The sequence below is a fragment of the Streptomyces sp. NPDC044033 genome (assembly GCF_056434425.1).
On record NZ_JBWKFF010000037.1, the window covers coordinates 39321 to 59795 of the forward strand.

Genomic DNA, 20475 nt, shown 5'->3' on the forward strand with positions numbered 1-20475 from the left:
CTGATGGGACTCTGACAAGCTCTGCCAAAAAGCGGCGGGACTCTCTCAGCCCCATATCAGGAAGCCGTCATGACCGGCGTGTGAGGCTGTGTGCAGAAGTTCCGAGGAGAGGTACCTAAAGCGGCCTAATAGGGTCCGGTGTTCTCGCTGGACGGGTTTTGCCCACGCAGGTTCGAATCCTGCCCTCTCCGCAAGGTGCAGATCGCAGGCGCACGCGTCCCGATCCTCTGGATGCGTGCGCCTGCCGCGTGAGCACCGGAACACAAGTCGGCGCCTCAGCCGCCGACCCGAGGATCGCTTCAGATCCAGTCGCCCGCGGTTTCTCGTGGCCGCCGCCACATTTCCCGGCGACATGCGAACGCATGAATCCCCAGAGATTGGATTAGGCGTGTCCAGCAATGTCATGGCTGCCCTGCCCACCCACCGCCCGTCCGGACACACAGCGATCGTCGACGAGATCTCCTCCTGGCTGAGGACGTCGGCAGACGAGGTGGACCGCACCTTCACCGGCGAGCGCGAGCGCGTCGTCGCGGCCGTACGCGACCTGAATCACGAGGCCCTTCGCGACGCCGAGTCCCGTTACCGCCAGCAGCTCCTGCTCTCGCGCATCTACCAGACGGTCATGCAGATCCCCGCGGGCCCTACGGCCGAGGGCTCCGTGCTGCTCCACGAGGTCACGCGGCTCCTGGAAAGCGCGACGATCGCCGCCGAGGACTCCTTCATCGAGCCGGACCTCCTGGCATCCGCTCCTGACGAGCCCAAGCAGTTCATGTCCTGGCTCAAGGGACAGGTACGCCGGCACCGCGCCTTCAAGCACCCCTACTACACGCAGTTCATCAACCGTGAAGCCCAGCGAGACGACCTCCGCACCTACGTGATCCAGGAGTCCTTGATCGACGGCCGGTTCGACGACTTCCTGGCTCTGATGCAGGTGGGTACGGCTGGCGCGACCAAGATGGAGATCGCCGCCAACTACTGGGACGAAATGGGCAACGGCGACCCCGAGTCCGTGCACACCCACCTCTTCAACAAGATCTACGAAGTCTTCGACGTCCGTACGGAGGACCTGGAGGGCGCGATGACCGCTACCGACCTGCTCTCCGGCAACCTCGCCGTCATGATGTGCCGCTACCGCCACCTCTTCCCGGAAGCTGTCGGCTTCCTCGGCATGACCGAGTGGCTGGCCCCGGACCGGTTCCGCAACGTGGTCCGCGCCTGGGAGCGCCTGGGGCTTCCCGAGGTCGGCATCACCTATCACCGCCTGCACATCACCATTGACTCCCAACACGCGGCCGGGTGGTTCCACAACGTGGTCATCCCGACCGCCGACTCCCCCTACATGAGGCGCGGCGTGGCCCGCGGCGCCCTATGGCGGGCCAACTCCTCGGCTCGGCTCCTCGACGAGCGACTGGAACGGGCCCAGCGGCCGACCGCTCTCGCCCCGACGTCCGTCGGCTGACCGGAAGCGGACTCCATGCCGCGGCGCGGACGAGGGATCGCGTCGATCCGGCTCTCGCCGGTGGCGGGGCGAACCCCCCAGGGGCTCCCGCGACCTGCCGCAAGGCCCGTCTGCCGCCGGCGGCAGACGGGCCTTGCGGATGCGGATGCCCTGAGCGGCCGGCAAAGGCTGGTTCTTCGAGGTGGGCGATAGCGGCAAGGGCCGGCCGCCGATTCCGGGCCGCCGTGGCCCTGCTCACCCGCCAAGCTCCCCCTCTACGCAACGCCCCCGTGGCCTTCTTCGTGGCTCCGCAATGGGGCCTCCGGCCTTCGGGCCCGGTATGGCTTCCCCCTGGTTGTTCATGATCCGAGGGTGATGTCCCCCGGACCCGAAGGCATCGGCGGACCGCTGATGAGGGCTTGAGCACTGTCTTCGCCCGAGCCGGAAGAGCTCTCCGTAGCGTGAGGTGGCAGCTCGGTGCCGAGGCGAGACCGGACGAAAGCGTGATGGAGCGGCCCACGCGGGATCGACACCGGCGACGGCAGCGCCTTCCCGGCTTGTCGGTCCTCCATTGAGGCGTCCGGGGCCCTCGGGTCCGGCGACGACCCATCAGTTCCGGCTCGAAGAGACAGCTCGCGTCATCCCGCAGCAGATCAGCAACACCGCCGTGCCGCCCGGCTCCTCGATCCAACGCGGCCCCGTTCCTCTTGCCCAAAGAGACAAGGGGCACCCCCGCCCCCGGAGTGAACCCGGCAGGGGCGAGCGCGTCGTCGGGCCGCGTCCGGAGAGGCACGGCCGCGGTTGGCGGTTGCCGGTTGGCGGCTTACGGCTTACGGCTTACGGCTTACGGCTTACGGCTTACGGCTTACGGCTTACGGCGTGGACTCCGCGTCCCGGAGCAGTTCCTCAAACCGGCCGAGTTCACGGTCGGCCTGTTCGCCCACGGCCCGGTCGTCGGGATCGACTGTGCACCGGGTGAACGATTCAACGACCTTCTCGCCCTGAATCTCGATGCTCTCACGCATGGTGATTTCTCCCTTCGGCAGTGATAGCCGGTTCATGCACGGAATCACACCGCGTTGCACGCCCGGAAGATGTGCACCAGGGCCGGCAGGCTGGCGCCGTTCTGGAAGGCGACATATTCGGGCAGGATCAGATCAGGCGCCCACTTCTCCTTGTAGTCGAGTTGGGTACGTGCCGGATAGATGTGTGCACCGTGCTCCGACAAGTACTCCATCAACCAGTGAAAGGCCCGGCTGTAGCCGGGAAACCGAGGGGCCGTCAGCGAGGTGAACGGGGTGAACCCGAAGTGCAGCCACGGTTCCCGTTCGGCGGCGAACACGTCGATGGCGGCCTTGTTGACCGCCTCCATCACTCCCGGCGGAGAATCCGGCCTGCGCCTGCTCAGATCGTGCATCCACCCGGGCTGGGAGCCGTAGACGGGTGCGTACGACACATAGCCGATCAGCTCGCTGTCCCGCTCCGCGACGAACAGCCTGCGCAATGACTGGTATCGACCGCCGGTCTCGCCGATCAGGAATTCGAGTGGCTTGACCCCCTCGCCCTTCGTGCTCAGCCACCTGGCGTCCAGCTCCGCTATGGCCTCCGCCCACTTCTCGTAGGGGGCCTCGTGGATGTCCAGACCGGAGCGCCGGGCCCGCGAGATCTTGTTGCGCAGTTGCATGAACCTGGCGCCGGCCAGCGTGAAGGTATCGAGCCGGACGGCGTAGGAAGCACCCATCTGATTGACCGTGAACCCCTGCGCCACATACGCATCGGCATCGGCGGACTGCACCTGCGCGGCGACGATCTCCCGCCCCTGCTCAAGGGCCAGATCGCAGAAGGCCGACAGCAGGCGCGACCGGGACGCCGACGGCGCGAACGGCCCGCCGAACTGCACGAGATAGCGACCGACCGGCCGGTAGACGATCAGCCCGGGCTCGTCCGGCAGCCGAAAGTAGCTGTTCCCCTCGTTGAAGGCGAAATACGCGCTGGGGTTACTGGATTCCGAATAGCGCCGGATGGCATCAAGCGCCAGGTCTGACTCTTTTTCTGACCCTTTTTCTGACTCTTCAGTTCTGTAGGCCATGACCATGTGTTTTCCGTTCTCGCACGGCACTCGACGTCGAGCGGTCGCTGATTTATCACACACTTCGGCGCCCCTGCACAAGGCCATCGGATGCCCCGGTCAGACGGCGGTCAGCGACGCACCAGAACCGCGCCCGGGCCGTTTGCGGTTCAGGGCGCTATCAGGCCACCGTCAGGTGTTACCTGCAAGGCTGTCCTCCTGAATATGCGAGGAAACAGCAACGGCCATTCAGCTGTAACTCCCCGATGCCAAGTCTCAATTCACGAGGAGAGCACACAGATGCGTTCCCTGATGACAGCGCGCGACGTCTGCGAGTCCTATCACCCGGGCCTTCTCGCCGAGCTCGAATCCATCTCACTGACGGACCGGGAAGCGGCGGACAGCCCGGTGGTCGAGATATACCGGAAGCACTCCGGCCCCGGCCTGCTCGTACCCGCGGCATTCGGCGGCGCGGCGGCGCGCCCGCTGGACGCAGTGCGTGTGCAGCGGGCCATCTCCTCGGTCTCGCCCTCGCTGGGCGTCGCGACGGCGATGCATCACTTCACCGTCGCGATGCTGTTCCAACTGGCCGCCTCCGCCTCCCGGCTGACGCCGGCGCAGTTGAAGGTCCTCTCGTCGGTGGCCTCCGACGGGCTCCTGCTGGCATCGGGCTGGGCCGAGGGGAGTACCGGCCAGAACATCCTCTCCCCCGCCGTGACCGCGCGGCGGACCCCCTCCGGATACCGGGTCAACGGCGTGAAGAAGCCGTGCAGCCTCTCCCGGTCGATGGACATACTCACCGCCAGCGTCATGGTCACTGATGCGACGGGCCACGCCAGCCTCGCCCTGATGCTCATTCCCGCGAATTCGCCCGGCATCGTGACCAGGCCCTTCTGGGGCACGCCCGTCCTGGCGGCGGCGCAGAGCGACGAGGTCCGCCTCACCGACGTCGAGGTATCCGAGGAACTCGTCATCCTCAGCACGCCACAGGACCACGACCGGCTCGACGACCTCCAGACGGCGGGCTTCACCTGGTTCGAGTTGCTGACCACATCGTCCTACCTGGGCGCCGCGTCCGCACTCGTCGACCAGGTGCTGGCCGGTGAGCGGGGCACCGCACAGGACCGCTCCGCACTCGCCGTGCGCCTGGAGTCGGCGGTGCACCTCGTCGAGGGGGCAGCACGGGCGCTACAGGACGGACTGACGGGCGACGAGGCCGTCGTGGCGGTGCTCACCGCCCGCTACGCCACTCAGGACCTGCTCGCCAGGACGGTCGACGAGGCTGCGGAACTGCTCGGCGGCATGGCGTTCATCGGCTCGCCCGATGTTGCCTACCTGGCCTCGACGGTGCGCGCGCTGGCCTTCCATCCGCCGTCCCGCGGCAGCGTGGCCGCTGAGCTGGCCGCGTACTTCGCGGGCGCGCCGCTGCGCCTGTCCTGACCCGACGCCACTGGAAGAGGCCCCCTCATGGACATCAAGAACCCGATCGAATCACCCGTCACCTTCAAACTGCACCGGGCCGAGTACCTGGTCGGCTTCGTCGTGACCATCGCCCTGATCATCGTGCACTTCGGCGAGATCCGCTGGATTCCGGCCATCGCGTTGTTCCTCTACATCGACCTCATCGGCTACATTCCCGGCGCCATCGCCTACCGGCGCAGCCCTGACCGGCGCATCGCCAAGGCGTATTACGTGCTGTACAACAGCATGCACAGCCTGATCACGTGTGCCGCCGTGGGAGCGGTGTGGTGGTGGCTGGTCGGACCCGAGTGGGCGCTGCTGGCGCTTCCCTTCCACGTCTTCGGCGACCGCGGCGTGTTCGGCAACTTCCTCAAGTCTTTCGGCTTGCCCTTCGAACCGGAACCGACCCCTGTCGTGGACCAGGTGACGGCGATGCTGGCATCGCGCGCGGTCGGCGACCGGGTGCCTCGGCCGGCCGACGGGGAACGCGGCGAACTCCGGGTCGGAGCCGGCCAGTGAGCCGCTCCTCCGGTCCGCTGACGGAGCGTACGGGCAATGGCACCCCGGCGGTCGAGCCGCCGACCGCCGACCGCAGCGACGCCGGGCGGCAGGCACTGCGTCAGGTGGCCTCCGGTATCAGTGTCCTGACAGTCAACCAGGACGGCGTGCGGCACGGCACCACCGCGAGCGCGGTTATCGCGATGTCCCGGAACCCGCTCATCCTGGGCGTCTGCCTGCGCCCCGCGTCAGCGTTCGCCTCGATGGCTCGGGGCACGGGAACATTCTCCGTGAACGTGCTCAGCACCCGCCAGGCGGCCCTCGCCCGTCACTTCGCCAACGCCGAACGACCTTTGGGTGAAGCCCAGTTCGCCGGCCTCCGGTGGTCCACCGACGCAGTCACCGGCGCACCACTGCTCGCCGACAGCCTCGCGCACATGGCCTGCCGGATACTGCGCCGGCATCGCGTCGGCGACCACGATCTGCTGCTTGCCGAGGTGATCGACGGCGCGCACGAGAGCGGGCAGCCGATCCTCAGCTTCGCCGGCCGACTCCAGTGCCCCGTGATCACACCCTCGTCCGAACCCTCGTCCCGCAACAGTGAGGTGTCATGACAACCGACCTACCGATCGAGGCCGACTGGGACCAGGCGCCCAACCTGCTCGACGGCGCCCAGGAACTGACCTTGACCGCGGACCAGTGCGACCTCGCCTACTGGCTGTCAGCCGTGGCGCAGGGAACGCTCCGCGGCCGCGCCGAGCGCGGTCACGACGCCATCACCCCGGCCTATATGCGCGCGCCGGGACCGCTGCGCGAGGCGCTTGTCCTCGAACTGGGCAACCGCTCCCTCGCCGAGTCCCGTGCCGTACAGGTCCTGTCGCACTACGTCATCGCCGCGCCGGGCATCGCCGAACAGGAGTTCTTCACCACGCAGGTCGTCGACGAGTCCCGGCACGCACGGGTCTTCCGGCAGCACCTCACGGACTTGGAGGTGCCCCAGGAGGGCTTGTTGGACCTCATCGCAGAGCAGGGGGCCGACTACACGCGGCGCGTACTGAACCCCATCGCCGAGTTCGCGACGAGGATCGTGCGTGACGAGGGCGACTTCTTCGGCGCCGTCGCCGTGTTCACCATCGTCATCGAAGGCGTCCTGGCCCCCGCCGCGGAACTGAGCGAACGCAAGTGGGGACGGCTGGACCCGGCCGCAGCGGAGATCGCCCGAGGCGCGTCCATCGACGAGATCCGTCACCTCACGGTCGGCAGCTCCATCGTGCGCGAGCACCTGAGCGAGCACCCCGAGTACCGCACGCGTCTGATCGAACTGATCCGCCGGGGACGCGAGTTGTGGGACGACCTGCCTTCCGAAGAGTTCGTACTGCACCGCGAGGAACTGTTCCAGGAGGGCATGGGGGCACACCGATCCCTCCTGCGCGACTACGAGGTGTTCCCCGGGCGCAGGCTCCTGGAGACCACGCCCAAGGAACGCTACGCCCTGGCCGAGCGATGGACCGACGACATGGCGGAGATCCGGCTGCCGTACATGGGACTCCCCGAGGCCGTCGACATCATCCGCACCACTCGCTAGACGTATTGATCCGCAGCGTTGTTCACGTCGCAGTGCCAGCCGGCAGCCCAAGCGACTACGCAGCGAAGGCTTCCGGAGCCGGGCCACCCGGGGAACGCGCCCCAGGTGGCCCGACTTCTCAGAGCGCCGCCCTGGGCCCCGGTCCGCGTAGTGAGCAGGCAGGGGGCTTCGAGCACGGCCGATGACGACAGCCCCGCGTTCCTCCGCTGCTCGGTGACCGCCGGGGGCGGCTGCTGATGCCCCACGTGTTCGGCCGGTCCAACAGCCCTGCAACGGGCCTCGCCAGGCTCAGCCTTCATGATCGATGACGCTGACGCGCGCAAGCGCCCCTTCCTCGTTCTGCACGACTACGGCATGGGCGGTTCGTGGTGGTGCGTCCGAGCACGTTCCGAGCGGGAGGTCCTCGAATCGTTCGCCTGGGTCGAGGTGGTCACCGACCCGGAGACTGTGGCCCGGTTCCAGGGCGAGGGGCTGGAGGAGGTCGACATCGACGTTCCCCGGCTGCCTCCAGGGCTGGATGGTCTGCGCACCGAGCGTGACGTGCAGCGTGGGCGTGAGGGCTTCGGGGCGCTCGCGGAGAGGGACATCGTGGCGCATAGGGAAAGGCTCACGCGCCGGTGAAGATTCGCCGTCAAAGCCTGGTCCGGGCATGATTCCCACCGTGCATGAGAACGAGAACCCTCGCGGGCGCATGCGGTACACGCTGACCGATACGGAGTACGGGCACGTCTGGGGTGTCTGCGCCGAGGCGGAGGGGCTGTTCGGGGCCCCTCGGCGTGGGACGTACGAGCTGTTCGGCTGGGTTCCGGGAGCCGACGTGCACGGCTGGATCAGCAGCCGGGTGTGGCTGGTGCCGGAAGACGGGGCACTTGAGCCCTGGCTGCTGGAGGACGCGGAAAGCCTGAGGCGGCTCCCCAGGACAGACAGTCTCGTGCTCACCGGCCTGGACCGACTACGAAGGCCCGCCCGAGGGGCACACGGGTCCCGTCCGAGTACACGACGAGCGCCGGTGGCTGGGCTCGGGTCAGGGGTTCGCCCGCATCCTGCCGCCCGAGGATGCGGTACCCCCGCTCGTCCTGCGGGGACTCGCCCCGGGTGATCAGCTGCGGACGGCCCTGATGAAGGGCACCCGGCGGGCGCTGGATCTGGACGAGGCCGCCTTGGAGATACGGGATGACCGGGGCGTGCCGCTCACCGAACGACTGTTGTGGCCGCGAGTCAGTGCTTGGAGCCCATCCTCCTACGGGAAGGACCTGATCGACCTGGAGCTCGCCGGGGCACTCTTCCTGCCCGTTCCCGAATACGCCCGGCCCATCTGGGAGCGGTGGCTCGCCGGACCGCCGGACACCCTGGGAATCTGGGCCGGTCTCGGCACTCGGTGCCGCGGGGCCTGGTTCGATCTCGTCCGGGAGCGAGCCTGTCAGCGCGTCCGCCGTGACCGGCCGGCCGGTCACGCCTACGAGCTCGACGGCCGGCACGTCATCGACGAACCGAGTCTCTACCTGGCGCTCGGCGAGGCGGTGAACGGGCCGGGCGGCTACTTCGGCGGCTGCCTGACCGCCCTCGACGACTGCCTGCGCGGCAACTTCGGCTACACCGCCCCCGCGACCCTGCTCTGGCGGGACGCCATGACCGCACGCGAGCACCTGACCCAGGTCCTGACGGCGGATGGCCAGCCCTACGACCTGTTCGCCGAGGTCCTCGATGTCCTGGCCGAGGGCGGCATGCACATCACCCTGATGTGAGCTGCGGTCCGCTCACCACGGTGCCTACAACTCCCCGCCACTCTCCCCTGGATCACACTCCGAGCATCAAGCTGCCGCCCCGCACGCGCTCCGTGGTGCCCACGCGGCTGCGCGAACGCCAACCGAGTGGGCACGGTCGCAGGCGGCGATTGGCCCCACCCCAGATCCCGGAGCAGCAGCCTCGGCTCTCCCACGCTCGCAGAGCTGGGTGTCGCATGAACTTAGATGCCACAGGAGGGGCCTGGTCGAGTGGCGGACGGCCAGGCCCGCCGTGCGCATTCACCGCGTATGACTGGCCGAATCGGCACGCGCGCGCGGGATCGAGGACTCTCTAGGGTGTTGGGCACGCTGTTCATGAAAGCGTGACATGAGGAGGAGAGATGCGTCGGCGCAGTCGGTTAACCGTCGTTATCGCTGTTACGGCTCTGGCCCTCGGGGGTGGCTTGGCCACAGCGGGGCCCGCGTCCGCCGCCGGATGTGTCTTCGATGTGATCTGCGGCGAAGTGCGCAATCATACGAGCACGGAGATGAGTTACACCCTCGATCTCGGCAAAGGGAATGGATATTGCGACGTCTGGAATGGAAAGGGCGGAGCGGACCGACACTGGCGCCACCTACCGTGTGACCAGGAAACTCTCAAGCCCTACACGAAAAAGGGCGGGTGGTTCAGCGGCGATGACGTCGACGCCTTCACCTACAACCACTCGGACTACTACGTGACTTTCGACGAAGGCACCCATTGGTATCCCGCCATTCACGGGGAGTGGACAAAGATCACCTCGAAGGAGATTGCGATCTGCACCCAGATCCGCGGCGAACCCATATTCTGCTACGTCGGCTGAGTGTTCGCTCCCTGGCTTCGGAAGAACTGACGGCGACTCGGCTTTCACGGACAAGTGCGGTGATACGGAGCTTCAGGGGCGAAGCGTTTCCATTCCTCCTGGGTGAGACTGCGGGCGACGGTGACGCACAACTGCTTCGCGGTGCGCTCGGCATCGGTGTTCCACAGCACGGCCCTGCCGTCGACGGCTCCGGTGGCCAGAGTACTTCCGTCGGGGCTGAAGGCGAGGGTGCGTACCTGGCGTGTGTGGCCGGTCAGGGTGGCCAGGTGTCGGCGAGTGTCCGCCTGCCACAGGTCGACTGAGGTGTCCTCGCCGGCGGTGGCCAGGCTGGTGCCGTCGGGACTGAAGGCCACGGCCATGACGGAGGAGTCGCCGGTGAGGACCGCTTCGCGAGTGCCGCGTGCGGCGTCCCAGAGGATGACTCTGTGGTCGAGTCCGGCGGTGGCCAGAGTGCGGTCGTCGGGACTGAAGGCCACCGCCCGCAGGGATCCGGTATGCCCGGACAACGTGAGCCGACGGGTGCGGGTGGCGACGTCCCACACGACGGTGGTGCCGTTGTGACCTGCCGAGGCGAGAGATCGGCCGTCGGGGCTGAAGGCCACCGCGTTGATGCCTGCGGCCTCTTCGGCGGAGGGTGCGGTGGTCGTTGCGGAGCGGGCCGATTGGCGCAGGGTGGCCAGGCGGGCCTTTCGGGCGGTGTCCCAGAGTATGACAGCGCCGTCCTCGCCCGCGGTAGCCGCTGTGCTGCCATCGGGACTGAAGGCGACGTCGGTGACGCGGGCGGTGTGGCCGGTAAGTCGGGCCAGGAGTTGGACAGGAGGGCCGGGCGGTTTCTCGGCCAGGTCTTCGGGGAGGGCCTTGGTGGCCGCGCGCCATAGGGTCAGGGTGTAGTCACGGGCTCGCGGCGGGTGGACGGCGGACCCGGTGGCGGTGGCGATAGTGCGGCCGTCCGGGCTGAAGGCGACTGAGTTGACCTGTCCGCTTCTTGCGTCGAGTGTCGCCGTGCGAGTGCCGCGCTGTCGGTTCCACAGTGCTGCGGTTCCGTCGTCACTGGCGGTGGCCAGGGTGGTGCCGTCAGGGCTGAAGGCCACCTTGTTGACGCGGTCGCGGTGGCCGGTCAGTGCGATACGGGACGGATCCCAGAGGGTGATAGCGCCGTTCTCTCCCGTCGAGGCGAGCAATGGTCGTGGCCCGGGTGAGAAGGCGAGGCCGTAGACGTTGGTGCCGTGCCCGGTCAGGATGGCGGTGCGGACGGCACGGGCGGGGTCCCAGAGCATGACGGTGCGGTCGAGTCCTGCGGTGGCCAGGGTGCGACTGTCGGGGCTGAAGGCCAGGGCGCGGATCTGCCCAGTGTGTCCGGTGAGGATGGCGGTGCGCTTGCTGCTCCCGGCATCCCACAGCATCGCTTTCTGGTCCTCGCCGGCGGTGGCGATGGTGCGGCCGTCCGGGCTGAAGGCCAGTGCCTCGACGGTACCGGTGTGGCCCTTCAGGACTGTTCGACGGTTGCCGGTCGCCGTGTCCCATAGCGTGACCATGCGACCCGCGGCGGTGGCCAAAGTTCGGCCGTCGGGGCTGAAAGCCACGGCGCCGACAGTGTCCGCGTGGCCGGTCAGGGTGTGCCGCCGAGCGCGGTCGCGCAGGTCCCACAGCGCAACGGTGCGATCCGCGGAAGCCGTGGCCAGGGTGCGGCCGTCGGGGCTGAATGCCAGGCTCTTGATCAGCTCGGTGTGGCCTCTGAGAGTCGCCGTGCGCTTGCGAGTGGCCACGTTCCACAGGGCCACCTTCTTGTCGTCGCCTCCGGTGGCCATCGTCGCGCCGTCGGGGCTGAAGGCCACGGCCCGTAGCCAGGTGTTGTGACCGGTCAGGGTGGCCAGGTGGGTGCGGCGCCGCGGGTCCCACAGCATGATCTTCCGGTCGCGGCTGACAGAGGCGAGCAGGCCGTCGGGGCTGAAAGCGGCCTCGGAGACGGCGTCGCTGTGTCCGGTGAGTTCGGCCTGGTGGTACTGGTAGGTGGACATGGTCAGCAGCGCGCTGCGTGCCTCGGGAGTGGCAGCGGTGTGAAACGCTTCCACACTGAGCAATTTGGCCACCGTCGGGCGAGTCGGAGCCAGGGACACCGCCTGCGCGGCGAGCTGCCGGGAGGTGGCCTGCAGGCGGGCGTGATCGGCTTCCTGGCGTTGGCGGACCGTGAGCACGCCGGCGCCGGTCACCACGACCAGGAGTGCTGCGAGGCCGGCCGCGAGGTAGCGGACGTGGCGGTTGCGGCGGGCGAGCGTACGCCGTTCCTGGTCACGCTCCTCGATGCTGGTTGCCAGGAAGTCCCGCTCGACAGCGGTGAAGTCGTCCTGACCGTGAGGCGGGCCGAACTGCTCCTCGGCCGTGCTCAACCGGCTCCCCCGGTACAGGGCCCCCGCGTCGCGGGCGAGTTCCTCCCACAGGGCAGCGGCTTCGGTCAGGCGGCGGTGGGCCACCAGGCGTTCACGACCCTCCTCGACCCAGTTGCGCAGCCGGGGCCAGGAGGTGATGAGCGCTTCGTGGGCGAGGTCCACCAGGTTGTCGTCAAGGGTGATCAGCCGGGCCCGGGCCAGGCGTTCGAGGACCAGCTCGGTGTCGGTGGGGTTACGGGTGTCGAGCTCCGTGCGGTCGACGGGGCGGCGGGTGTCCGGGGCGCCTTCGCCTGGAGTGATCAGTCGCAGCAGGATGCGGCGGGTATGCGTGGCCTGTAGCGGAGAGAGGCTGCGGTAGAGGTCTTCGGCGGTCTGGGCGATAGCACCGTGGATGCCGCCCGCCGCCTCGTAGCCGTCCAGCGTCAGGGTGCGGCCCCGGCGTCGGCGCCAGGTTTCCAGCAGAGCGTGCGACAGCAGCGGCAGTCCTCCGGGTTCCGGACCCGTCTCCTCGATCAGACGGGCGGTCAGCACCCTCTCCACGATCAGGCCCTGGGCGGCAGCCGGCTTGACGATCGCCTCGCGCAGTTCGGCCGGCGCCATGGGACCGATGAGCAGGCTGGCTTCCTGCGCCGCCGCGGCCAGGACCGGGTGGGTCAGACAGCGGGCGAGGAAGTCCGCCCGCACGCCCAGCACCGCTCGCAGCCGGCTGCCCGGCTCCTGAGCGGTGGACAGCAGCTCGAAGAAACGGGCCCGCTGGTGGGGGTCGGTGCACAGGGTGAACAGTTCCTCGAACTGGTCCACGATCAGCCAGGTCTCCCCCGGCGCCGAGGCCTGTACGAACAGCTCCTCGTGGTCCTGCACCGGCCGGGGGCCGGGCGTGAAGATCCGGATGGCCGCCGGACGCGGGCCCGCGTCCACGGCGTTCTGTAAGCGGGAGATCAGCCCGGCACGCAGGAGGGAAGACTTCCCGCTTCCCGAGGGACCGAACACCATCACGCACCGGTGCGCACCCACCAGGCGCAACAGGTCGTCGGTGAGCGTCTCACGGCCGAAGAACCGAGCGCTGTCGCGCACCTCGAACCGGGCCAGCCCCCGATAGGGAGCATCAGCCGGCTCCTCCTCCCAGGCGGGTACTTGGGCGGCCTCCGTGCGCTGGGCCTCGCGCCAGCGGTGCTCCCACTCGGTGGCATCACCGCCGCAGGCCCTCACATATGCGAGTACCACGGGCAAGGACGGCAGCACCTCGCCCCCAGCAGCCCGTGACAGCGCGGACACCGAGTAGCCGCCGTGGTGAGCCATGGTCCGGTAGGGCGGACTGCCGGCCTCGTAGCGCAGCTCGCGCAACGCGAACGCGAACCGCGCGGCGGGGCCACCCTGCGGATCGACCGGCTTCTCCTTGCGTCCCATCACCGACCTCCCCCATAGACGTCGACGGCCCCTCCCCGCCCACCCCAGCCCGGCGATCAGCTGAGGCACCTGCCAGCCAACTCCCTTACTCTCCAGGGCTGTTCGCGTCAGTTGATGCAGGGTACAGCCGCGGCAGCACAACAACCCCGGTCTTTGTTGCGAAACACGTCCACGGGGTGCGGGACAACCCGTCGGCACCAAGAGTCGGTGCCGTACCGAGCGGCACGGCCCAACAGAGGAGGCGCGATCTCGGCTTGTTCTTCATCAACACCGGCAGCGGCTGGGACACGTCGGGATCCAATCGGTGACAACACGACGGCCCATTCCGCTCACCTTGACGCCGACGTGAGGGAGCCGACTGCTGAGACGCCTGTGAGCCTCACGGGCCATCGACGATCTGCGCCATGTCCCGGTGCCGATGCGGCTCAGCAGGACCTGCCGGCAGAGACTGCGTGCCTGCCGGGCAGGTCGAGATCGGACTCCACCCCCGCCAAGCGGAGTGAATTCAGCGCACAGTCACGATCCGCGCCCAATGGCGGATGTGGGGATCCGACGAAAGGACGAGCAGATAGCCATCCGTGAACGAAGGGACGCACGACGGCCGTGTCCCAAGCGCATGCACTGGAAAACCGGAAAAGAATGAGGTGGATCGTGCGTAGGAAGCTCAAGATCATACCGATGGCAACAGCTGCCCTGCTGCTGGGCAGCGGCCTGACTGCCGCTACAACAGGACCGGCCGCGGCCTCGAACACCCCCGACGTGAGCATCCAGCGGCCCTGCACCGTGGACGCGCCCAACTTCACCAGCTCACCGGGTACCGGCCCCAAGGACCCCGCGTTCTGGCCCGCCAGGGGTACCTATGCAAAGGCCACGGACCGGTGCAACGACATCAACCTGAAGCTCAATCACGACCGTCAAGTACGGGCCTGCATCAAGACCCTCCCCTGCAACAAGTGGCGGACGCTCCGCGCAGGCCAATGGGGGCTGGCCGCATCAAACGTGAACGATGGCGCCCAGTTCTACTTGCAGTTCGGAGGAACGGAACGCGCCACAGGGAAGATCGACTACTGAGGCCCTTCGGTCTGGCCACAGACCAGAGAACTGCGCCGGTCCCGCAATGAGCGAGGTCCTCGTGCTGTTGAGGAAGAAGTCTGATGTCTCGACTGGCAAACACGAGGACCTCGTTGACCGTCCATGCGCATTCGACCTGCCGCACACGTGGAGTGGGACCCGCTGCGACGACCGCCATTTCCCCCATGAGCGGGCACTTCGCCTCGTGTGTCCCTCACCGGCGGCCATCGCAACGACGTCACCCGGCCTCTCCCTCTGGCCGACGCCGTGCCTCCCGTTCGGGGCCGGCGAGGACGGCCCCGAACGGAAGGCACGGGCCATCTACGCAGACTGCGGCTACGACCATGACCTCTCATGGACTCCCGAGGCCGCCGCAGGCGCGGCCGGGAGATGCCCCGGCGTCAGGCCACCGGCGCCGGGTAGGTCGGGTACTCCACCCCCGACACGTGCTGGACGACGCGGATGACCTGGCACGAGTACCCGAACTCGTTGTCGTACCAGAGGTAGAGGATCGCGTTGTCGCCGTCGACCTTGGTGGCGCCGGCGTCGACGATCGAGGCGTGGCGCGAGCCGATGAAGTCGTTCGATACGGCGTCGGGGGCGCTGGTGAAGTCGATCTGGCGCTTGAGCGGCGAGGTCAGCGACACGTTGCGGAGGTAGTCGAGGACTTCCTCCCGGGTGGCCTCGCGTCCGAGTCGCAGGCTGAGGATGGCGATGGAGACGTCCGGCACGGGGACGCGGATGGAGCTACCGGTGATCGGGGCCTTGAGGTCCGGCAGGGCTTTGGCGACAGCGGAGGCGGCGCCGGTCTCGGTGATGACCATGTTGAGCGGCGCACTGCGGCCGCGGCGGTCGGCCTTGTGGTAGTTGTCCAGGAGGTTCTGGTCGTTGGTGAACGAGTGGATGGTCTCCACGTGGCCGCGCAGGACCCCGTACTCGTCCGCCATCGCCTTCAGCGGCGGGACGATCGCGTTGGTGGTGCAGGACGCGCAGGACAGGATCCGCTCGTCCGGCTTGATCATGTCGTGGTTGACGCCGTGCACGACGTTGGGGACGTCGCCCTTGCCCGGCGCGGTCAGGACGACCTTGTCGATGCCGGGGCGCAGGTGCTCCGAGAGGCCCTGGCGGTCGCGCCACTTGCCGGTGTTGTCGATGAGGATGGCGTCCTTGACGCCGTACGCCGTGTAGTCGATCTCGGAGGGGTCGTTGGCGTAGATCACCTTGATCTCGTTGCCGTTGGCGACGATGGTGCTGTTCGCCTCGTCCACGGTGATCGTGCCCTGGAACTGGCCGTGGATGGAGTCGCGGCGCAGCAGTGAGGCGCGCTTGACGAGATCCTCGGCGGCCCGGCCGCCGCCCCCGCGTACGACGATGGCGCGCAGCCGCAGGCCGTTGCCGGAGCCCGCCTTCTCGATGAGCAGGCGGGCGACGAGGCGGCCGATGCGGCCGAAGCCGTAGAGCACGACATCGCGCCCCGCCCGGCTCTCGATCTTGTTGTCGCCCGTCGCGCCGGCGACCGCCTCGGCGGTGAACTCGGCCACCGCGAGTCCGCGGTCGTCGGCCTTGTACCTCGCGGCGAGCATGGCGAGGTCGATCTGGGCGGGGCCGAGGTCGAGCGCGGTGAGGGCCTGGAGGAACGGCAGCGTCTCGGTCACCGAGAGTTCCTCACCCGCTATCTGCCGGGCGAAGCGGTGCGCCTTGAGGATGCTCACCACCGACTTGTTCACCAGCGAGCGGCTGTGCAGCAGGATCGTGACATCACGCTCCCGGTGCAGCTTTCCGATGATCGGGATCATGGACTCCGCGATCTCTTCGCGGTGCTTCCAATTGGTGAACGAGTCGTCGTTGACAGTCACAGGTTCATCTTTCGAGCTAGGCGGCGCTCACATGATAGCCCTCCGCGTTTTCGCCTGGTCAGGCGGTGCCGCCGTGGGCCGCCGTGGGCCGCCCACGAGGGGTAACCAGAGCCGCGGTGCTGTCCAAGCGACACCGCCGGGATGCGCCAGACGCCCGTCCACCGTGCGGCCGGACGGGGCGGAGCGGATGACGGCCGTGGCGTGTCATGCAACTCCGGAGCCCGAAGGCAGCAGCCTCGCTACGGCCCTGCCAGACGCGGCGGCCATATCCCGTTCACGGCTTCGCCGTGAGAGCCATGCCGCGAGCGCTGCCGTGACAGCCGGCGTGGTCAGAAGCTGCACCATAATCCTGCGGGACGCCCTATTCTCCGGGCGATTCCCGTGGATCGCTACATCCCGAGCTTTTTCCTTCATCTCCCGCCGATTCCCCAGCAGCCCCAGAGGGATTCCAAGCATCACGCTCGAATACAGCGCCAGCAATGTATGCGTATCCATATGCTTCACAAATCTGGCCACCAAGGCGATCACTGCTCCACCCACCGGAGCGTAAGACACCTGAATCTTGTACCGCCGGTTCGGCATGAGCGTGACGCAGAATGCCAGGAATACAGCCACGTTGATCACAACGACGGACCACCACATAGGCATGGAGATGACAGGAGGTCGTCATTCCCCAAAAGTCGGCAGCGCCCGCCATCCGGGCCCACTTAATCTCATCACGACGCCGACATGGAAAAGAGCGCCCCGAAAGACGCAGCGACCGCAATCACCAAGACCAGCTGCAACTGCAAACCCATGGACAGGCCGTTATCCGGCCGCTCGCCGCTCGTCACCCTATCCTGAAATCTTCTCTTGACCTCCGCCCGATGACCGATGAAGCCAATAGGAAAAGCCAAGATCACAAAAGAGTAAATCGGGAGCAGCTCCCCGACGCCAAACCCCTTCGCCAAGGAGGCGATTATGCAGAATACGATACCAAGCACAGGAGCAAGGAGCATCCGAACTCTGTACTGCTGATTCGGCATGAGCGGAATAAAGAAAACCAAAAAAATGGCTGTCACCACGACGGATGCGCCCCACCAGATATTCAGCGGAACGGGCGGAAGCTGCATATCTTTTCCCTTTGCTCTGCGGGGGCCTCACCGCGAGGCCCCCGCACCTTGATGTCTTATCGGGTCTCAACACGACAAGCGACAAACGCTGCGACATTGTGAACCATCAATGCGACTGCCCCCTACTCGTGCTCCATGCGAATCGCGTCATACTACCAAGTAAACAACCCCACGATCGGAGAGATCGCCTGATTAACGACCGACACCGTCCGTTCAGCCACGGACAGCACAGCCCCGCCACCCAAGACCTTCGCTCCGACACCGATTGCTCTGCCGACATTACCGAAGATTCCACCGAGCGCGAGCCCGGATACGGCACTGATCATGCCTGAGCTACCAAATCCGTCCGCATAAACAGAAAGGCCGGCACTGATCACACCGGAGACGATCGATGCTCCACCCAGTATCGGTGTCGCAAAGAGATCAGCTCCAGGAAAGACTGCTGAAACTGCTGCGCCCGCCCCCAGTGTAGTACTCACGCGATTGGAATAATGCGCCCACTCACGCGCCCAGTCCTTCCCGTCTCCAGTATTCGGAGGGTCCTCCGGTCGACATACGTCGTATTTGGAGCTATCGGCGGGGTCGGTGCCCTTCTGGGCGTTTTCCCGGGCTTGTTCCGCCGCCTTGGCCGCGGCCGCGGCCTGCTCCTGCCGCCGTTTCTGGGCGGCGATGTCGTGAGCTTCGCTCGCGGCTTGTGCGGCTTCCTTGGCGTCCTTGCCTGCGGCAGTGGCCGCCCTGCCGGCGTCGGCGGCCGAAGTGTGCGCGTTCTCCGCTGAGGAAACAGCCTGCTCCGCCGAGACGGCGGCCTGGTTCGCCGAGTAATTGGCCTGGCGGCTGGCCTGACGAGCGGTACTCGCGGCGTTCTTTGCTTTCTTGGCGGAGCCGGCCGCGTCGGCCGCCGATTTATCGGCCTCGCGGGCCTTGTCCTGCGCCTCGTCAGCGTAACCCTTGGCCTGCGTAGCCGAGGTACGGGCCTTGTTCGCCCACTCGCCGGCTTCATCGGCCCTGTCGTGGGCCCTGGCGGCTACTTCGGAGGCTTCGGCCGCGTTCTGGTTCGCGAGAGCGGCGGTACGGGCGGCCGTGGCGATCAGGGCTCGTACAGACGCCACGTGAGCTGCGGTGTCCTGATCCATCTGAGCCGATGTGTACTGCGTGCGGATGACGAACCGGTGCTGCATCCAGGCGGGACCGTCCATCGCGACCTGAGCGGCGGCTTGAACATTGGGGCCGCCGTCATGCATGACCGTAGCGGTCTCGACCCGGTCGTCCTCGTCAAGCGCCGTACGGTAGCCATTGAGCAGGAAGTCGTACAGAGCCTTGGCACTGCCGTCGTCGATGGCCGCGCTTCCCGCGTTCTTGACGGCCCTGCCCGCCCCGTTCATGAGCTTGACCACCTGAATACGGTAGTCCTCGGCCTGAACGTCGTAGACGCCTTGGCTCAGGAACGTCTCCACGCCCGCGTCGTCGCCCTCCAGCGTCTTCCGGGCGGCCTCGGCCAACCGGGGGCCGCCGATCTTGGCGAGGTAGAGGACTCTTTCCCGGTCGTCCTGGTGCAGGGCCCTTTCGTAGTCCGTCCTGACCCAGACGGCGACGTCCTCGTCGGTCCCCGTGAGGGCGGTCTCGGCGGCCTGGCGGGACCAGGTGCCGTTGTTGGACAGCAAGTTGACGGCGGCCTTGCGCCCGAGGGCCGCCACGGTCGCGGTGTCGGTTCCGGGAGCGGACGCCTTCTTCAACAGATCCCTGGTCGCCTGGTCGACGGCGGCCGCCTGGTTCTTCTGACCGAGTTGATAGTCGCGGCCGTCCTGATCGGCCTTCGCGATGTCGCGGGCTTCCGCCATGCCCAGCTTGGTGTTGTCGTCGAGTTGGGCCTTCTCGCTCTCGCGAGCGAGCTTCTCGACCTTCTGTGCCGTCGCTACGGCATCGGAGGCCGTCTTGGCCGCCTCGACGGCCGCGTTGGCATGAGCCGTGGCCTTGTTCGCCCAGTCCTGGGCCTTGCCTGCCTCATTCGCGGCGTCGTCGGCGGCCTTGGCCGCCTTCTCCGCTTGGTCGGCGGCGCTGTTGGCGCTCTGCTGCGCGGAACGAGCCGCGGTAGCGGCCTGGGACGCGAGTGACTCGGCCCGGCCCGCCGCCGAGGTGGCGGTAGTCGCCGCGCTGCGGGCGACGGCCGCGGCTTCACGGGCCCTGCGGGACTGCGCCGTGGCCTCACCGGCTGAACTGCCGGCCGAGGCGGCGGCGTCCGCCGCGTCGGCGGCATTCTGCGCGGCGCGGGCAGCGGCGGCGCCGGAACGCCCGGCCTCTGCACTGGCGTCGGCCGCGTGTGAGGCCGCCGACGCCGCGGAGCGCGCCCCCGCGGCCGCGTCACGTGCCGCCTGGGCCGCCTCGCGCGCCGCCTTGGCCTCGCCGGCGTTCTTCCCGGCCGCGGTGGCGGCGTTGTAGGCACGTGCGGCGGCCTGCCCTGCGGCGGCGGCCGCGGAGGCGGCGGCCTGGGCGGCGCTCGCGGCTGTACGGGCCGCGGAGACCGCGGTGTTGGACGCCTGGATCGCCGTCCGTGCGGCTTCGGCCGCGCCTTCGGCCGCCTGCGCGGCGCGGCCGGCGGCTTGCCCTGCCTTCTCGGAGTCGCCCTTCGCCGCTTCGGTCTCCTTGGCCGCTTTCTGTGCGGCCTCCTTGGCCATCCGCGCGGCGTCCTCGGCGCGCTCGGAAGCGTCCTTGGCCGCATCCGTCTGCGTCTTGGCCCGCTTGCCCGCATCCTCGGCGACCTGTGCGAGCTGAGTCACCGTCAGAGTCTCCTGGTCTCGCGACCGGGCCAGTTGTTGTCCGGTCTCCAGGAACTCCCTGACGTCCTGCGCGCTTCCGTCCATCGCCCGCTGCGCGGCCTTCTGCACCTCCGGGCCGCCCGCGTCCATGATCTTGATGAGCTCGAAGCGGTCGTCCTCTTCCTGAGCCCCGGCCCGGCCCACGGAGAGGAACGTGTCCAGCGCCTTGGCCGAACCGTCGTCGAGCGCCTG

14 protein-coding genes, 1 tRNA gene and 2 pseudogenes are annotated in these 20475 nt (G+C 67.8%); 11 read left to right on the plus strand and 6 right to left on the minus strand.

Features of this window, described 5'->3' with window-relative positions:
• The first annotated feature begins 105 nt into the window (after positions 1–105).
• Together AC07AB_RS38075 and AC07AB_RS38080 are read left to right on the plus strand one after the other, a co-directional pair.
• Positions 106–191 (plus strand) — tRNA-OTHER (locus AC07AB_RS38075).
• 197 nt (positions 192–388) lie between these two features.
• Entirely contained in the window at positions 389–1459 is a 1071-nt protein-coding gene (locus tag AC07AB_RS38080) for an iron-containing redox enzyme family protein (protein ID WP_478576745.1), read from the plus strand.
• An 851-nt stretch (positions 1460–2310) separates the two neighbouring features.
• Here the strand turns inward: AC07AB_RS38080 and AC07AB_RS38085 are convergent.
• On the minus strand, positions 2311–2463 hold the full coding sequence (locus tag AC07AB_RS38085; RefSeq protein ID WP_478576747.1) for a hypothetical protein: 153 nt from the start codon (positions 2461–2463) through the stop codon (positions 2311–2313).
• A 44-nt stretch (positions 2464–2507) separates the two neighbouring features.
• The gene (locus AC07AB_RS38090) at positions 2508–3533 is read right to left on the minus strand and encodes a bifunctional lysylphosphatidylglycerol flippase/synthetase MprF (protein WP_478576749.1); all 1026 of its coding nucleotides are present in this window, start codon (positions 3531–3533) and stop codon (positions 2508–2510) included.
• Between the two features lie 273 nt (positions 3534–3806).
• On the opposite strand from AC07AB_RS38090, the gene AC07AB_RS38095 reads away from it, so the two are divergent.
• The 7 genes and pseudogenes from AC07AB_RS38095 to AC07AB_RS38125 all read left to right on the plus strand — a co-directional run bounded on the left by AC07AB_RS38095 (position 3807) and on the right by AC07AB_RS38125 (position 9637).
• Positions 3807–4946, plus strand: a complete 1140-nt coding sequence (locus tag AC07AB_RS38095) for an acyl-CoA dehydrogenase (protein ID WP_478576752.1) — start codon at positions 3807–3809, stop codon at positions 4944–4946.
• A 27-nt stretch (positions 4947–4973) separates the two neighbouring features.
• Positions 4974–5486 (plus strand): hypothetical protein, encoded by a 513-nt coding sequence (locus tag AC07AB_RS38100; RefSeq protein ID WP_478576754.1) that lies wholly within the window; start codon positions 4974–4976, stop codon positions 5484–5486.
• A complete protein-coding gene (locus AC07AB_RS38105) occupies positions 5483–6079 on the plus strand; it encodes a flavin reductase family protein (protein ID WP_478576757.1) in 597 nt (198 codons plus the stop codon). Before AC07AB_RS38100 ends, AC07AB_RS38105 begins: the two co-directional genes overlap by 4 nt.
• On the plus strand, positions 6076–7050 hold the full coding sequence (locus AC07AB_RS38110; protein WP_478576760.1) for a VlmB-like protein: 975 nt from the start codon (positions 6076–6078) through the stop codon (positions 7048–7050). Before AC07AB_RS38105 ends, AC07AB_RS38110 begins: the two co-directional genes overlap by 4 nt.
• Before the next feature lie 297 nt (positions 7051–7347).
• Positions 7348–7671, plus strand: a complete 324-nt coding sequence (locus tag AC07AB_RS38115; protein ID WP_478576763.1) for a hypothetical protein — start codon at positions 7348–7350, stop codon at positions 7669–7671.
• A 28-nt stretch (positions 7672–7699) separates the two neighbouring features.
• Positions 7700–8795 (plus strand): annotated as a pseudogene (locus AC07AB_RS38120) (barstar family protein).
• Positions 8796–9322: 527 nt separating this feature from the next.
• A complete protein-coding gene (locus AC07AB_RS38125; protein WP_478576766.1) occupies positions 9323–9637 on the plus strand; it encodes a hypothetical protein in 315 nt (104 codons plus the stop codon).
• 44 nt (positions 9638–9681) lie between these two features.
• Here the strand turns inward: AC07AB_RS38125 and AC07AB_RS38130 are convergent, their stop codons facing one another.
• On the minus strand, positions 9682–13431 hold the full coding sequence (locus AC07AB_RS38130; RefSeq protein ID WP_478576767.1) for an nSTAND1 domain-containing NTPase: 3750 nt from the start codon (positions 13429–13431) through the stop codon (positions 9682–9684).
• 678 nt (positions 13432–14109) lie between these two features.
• On the opposite strand from AC07AB_RS38130, the gene AC07AB_RS38135 reads away from it, so the two are divergent.
• Positions 14110–14502 carry a hypothetical protein gene (locus tag AC07AB_RS38135; protein WP_478576770.1) on the plus strand — a complete coding sequence of 131 codons (393 nt, stop codon included), beginning with the start codon at positions 14110–14112 and terminating at the stop codon, positions 14500–14502.
• Positions 14503–14715: 213 nt separating this feature from the next.
• Positions 14716–14851 (plus strand): annotated as a pseudogene (locus tag AC07AB_RS38140) (IS5/IS1182 family transposase); the annotation flags it as partial.
• A gap of 52 nt (positions 14852–14903) precedes the next feature.
• Here AC07AB_RS38140 and AC07AB_RS38145 read toward each other — a convergent pair.
• The 3 genes from AC07AB_RS38145 to AC07AB_RS38155 form a co-directional block, all read right to left on the minus strand.
• Positions 14904–16358: a glyceraldehyde-3-phosphate dehydrogenase gene (locus AC07AB_RS38145; protein ID WP_478576773.1), complete on the minus strand. Its 1455-nt coding sequence runs from the start codon at positions 16356–16358 to the stop codon at positions 14904–14906.
• A 716-nt stretch (positions 16359–17074) separates the two neighbouring features.
• The gene (locus AC07AB_RS38150) at positions 17075–17470 is read right to left on the minus strand and encodes a hypothetical protein (RefSeq protein ID WP_478576776.1); all 396 of its coding nucleotides are present in this window, start codon (positions 17468–17470) and stop codon (positions 17075–17077) included.
• Between the two features lie 152 nt (positions 17471–17622).
• Positions 17623–20475, minus strand: a 2853-nt coding sequence (locus AC07AB_RS38155; RefSeq protein ID WP_478576779.1) for an ALF repeat-containing protein, incomplete at its 5' end; no start/stop codon positions are given.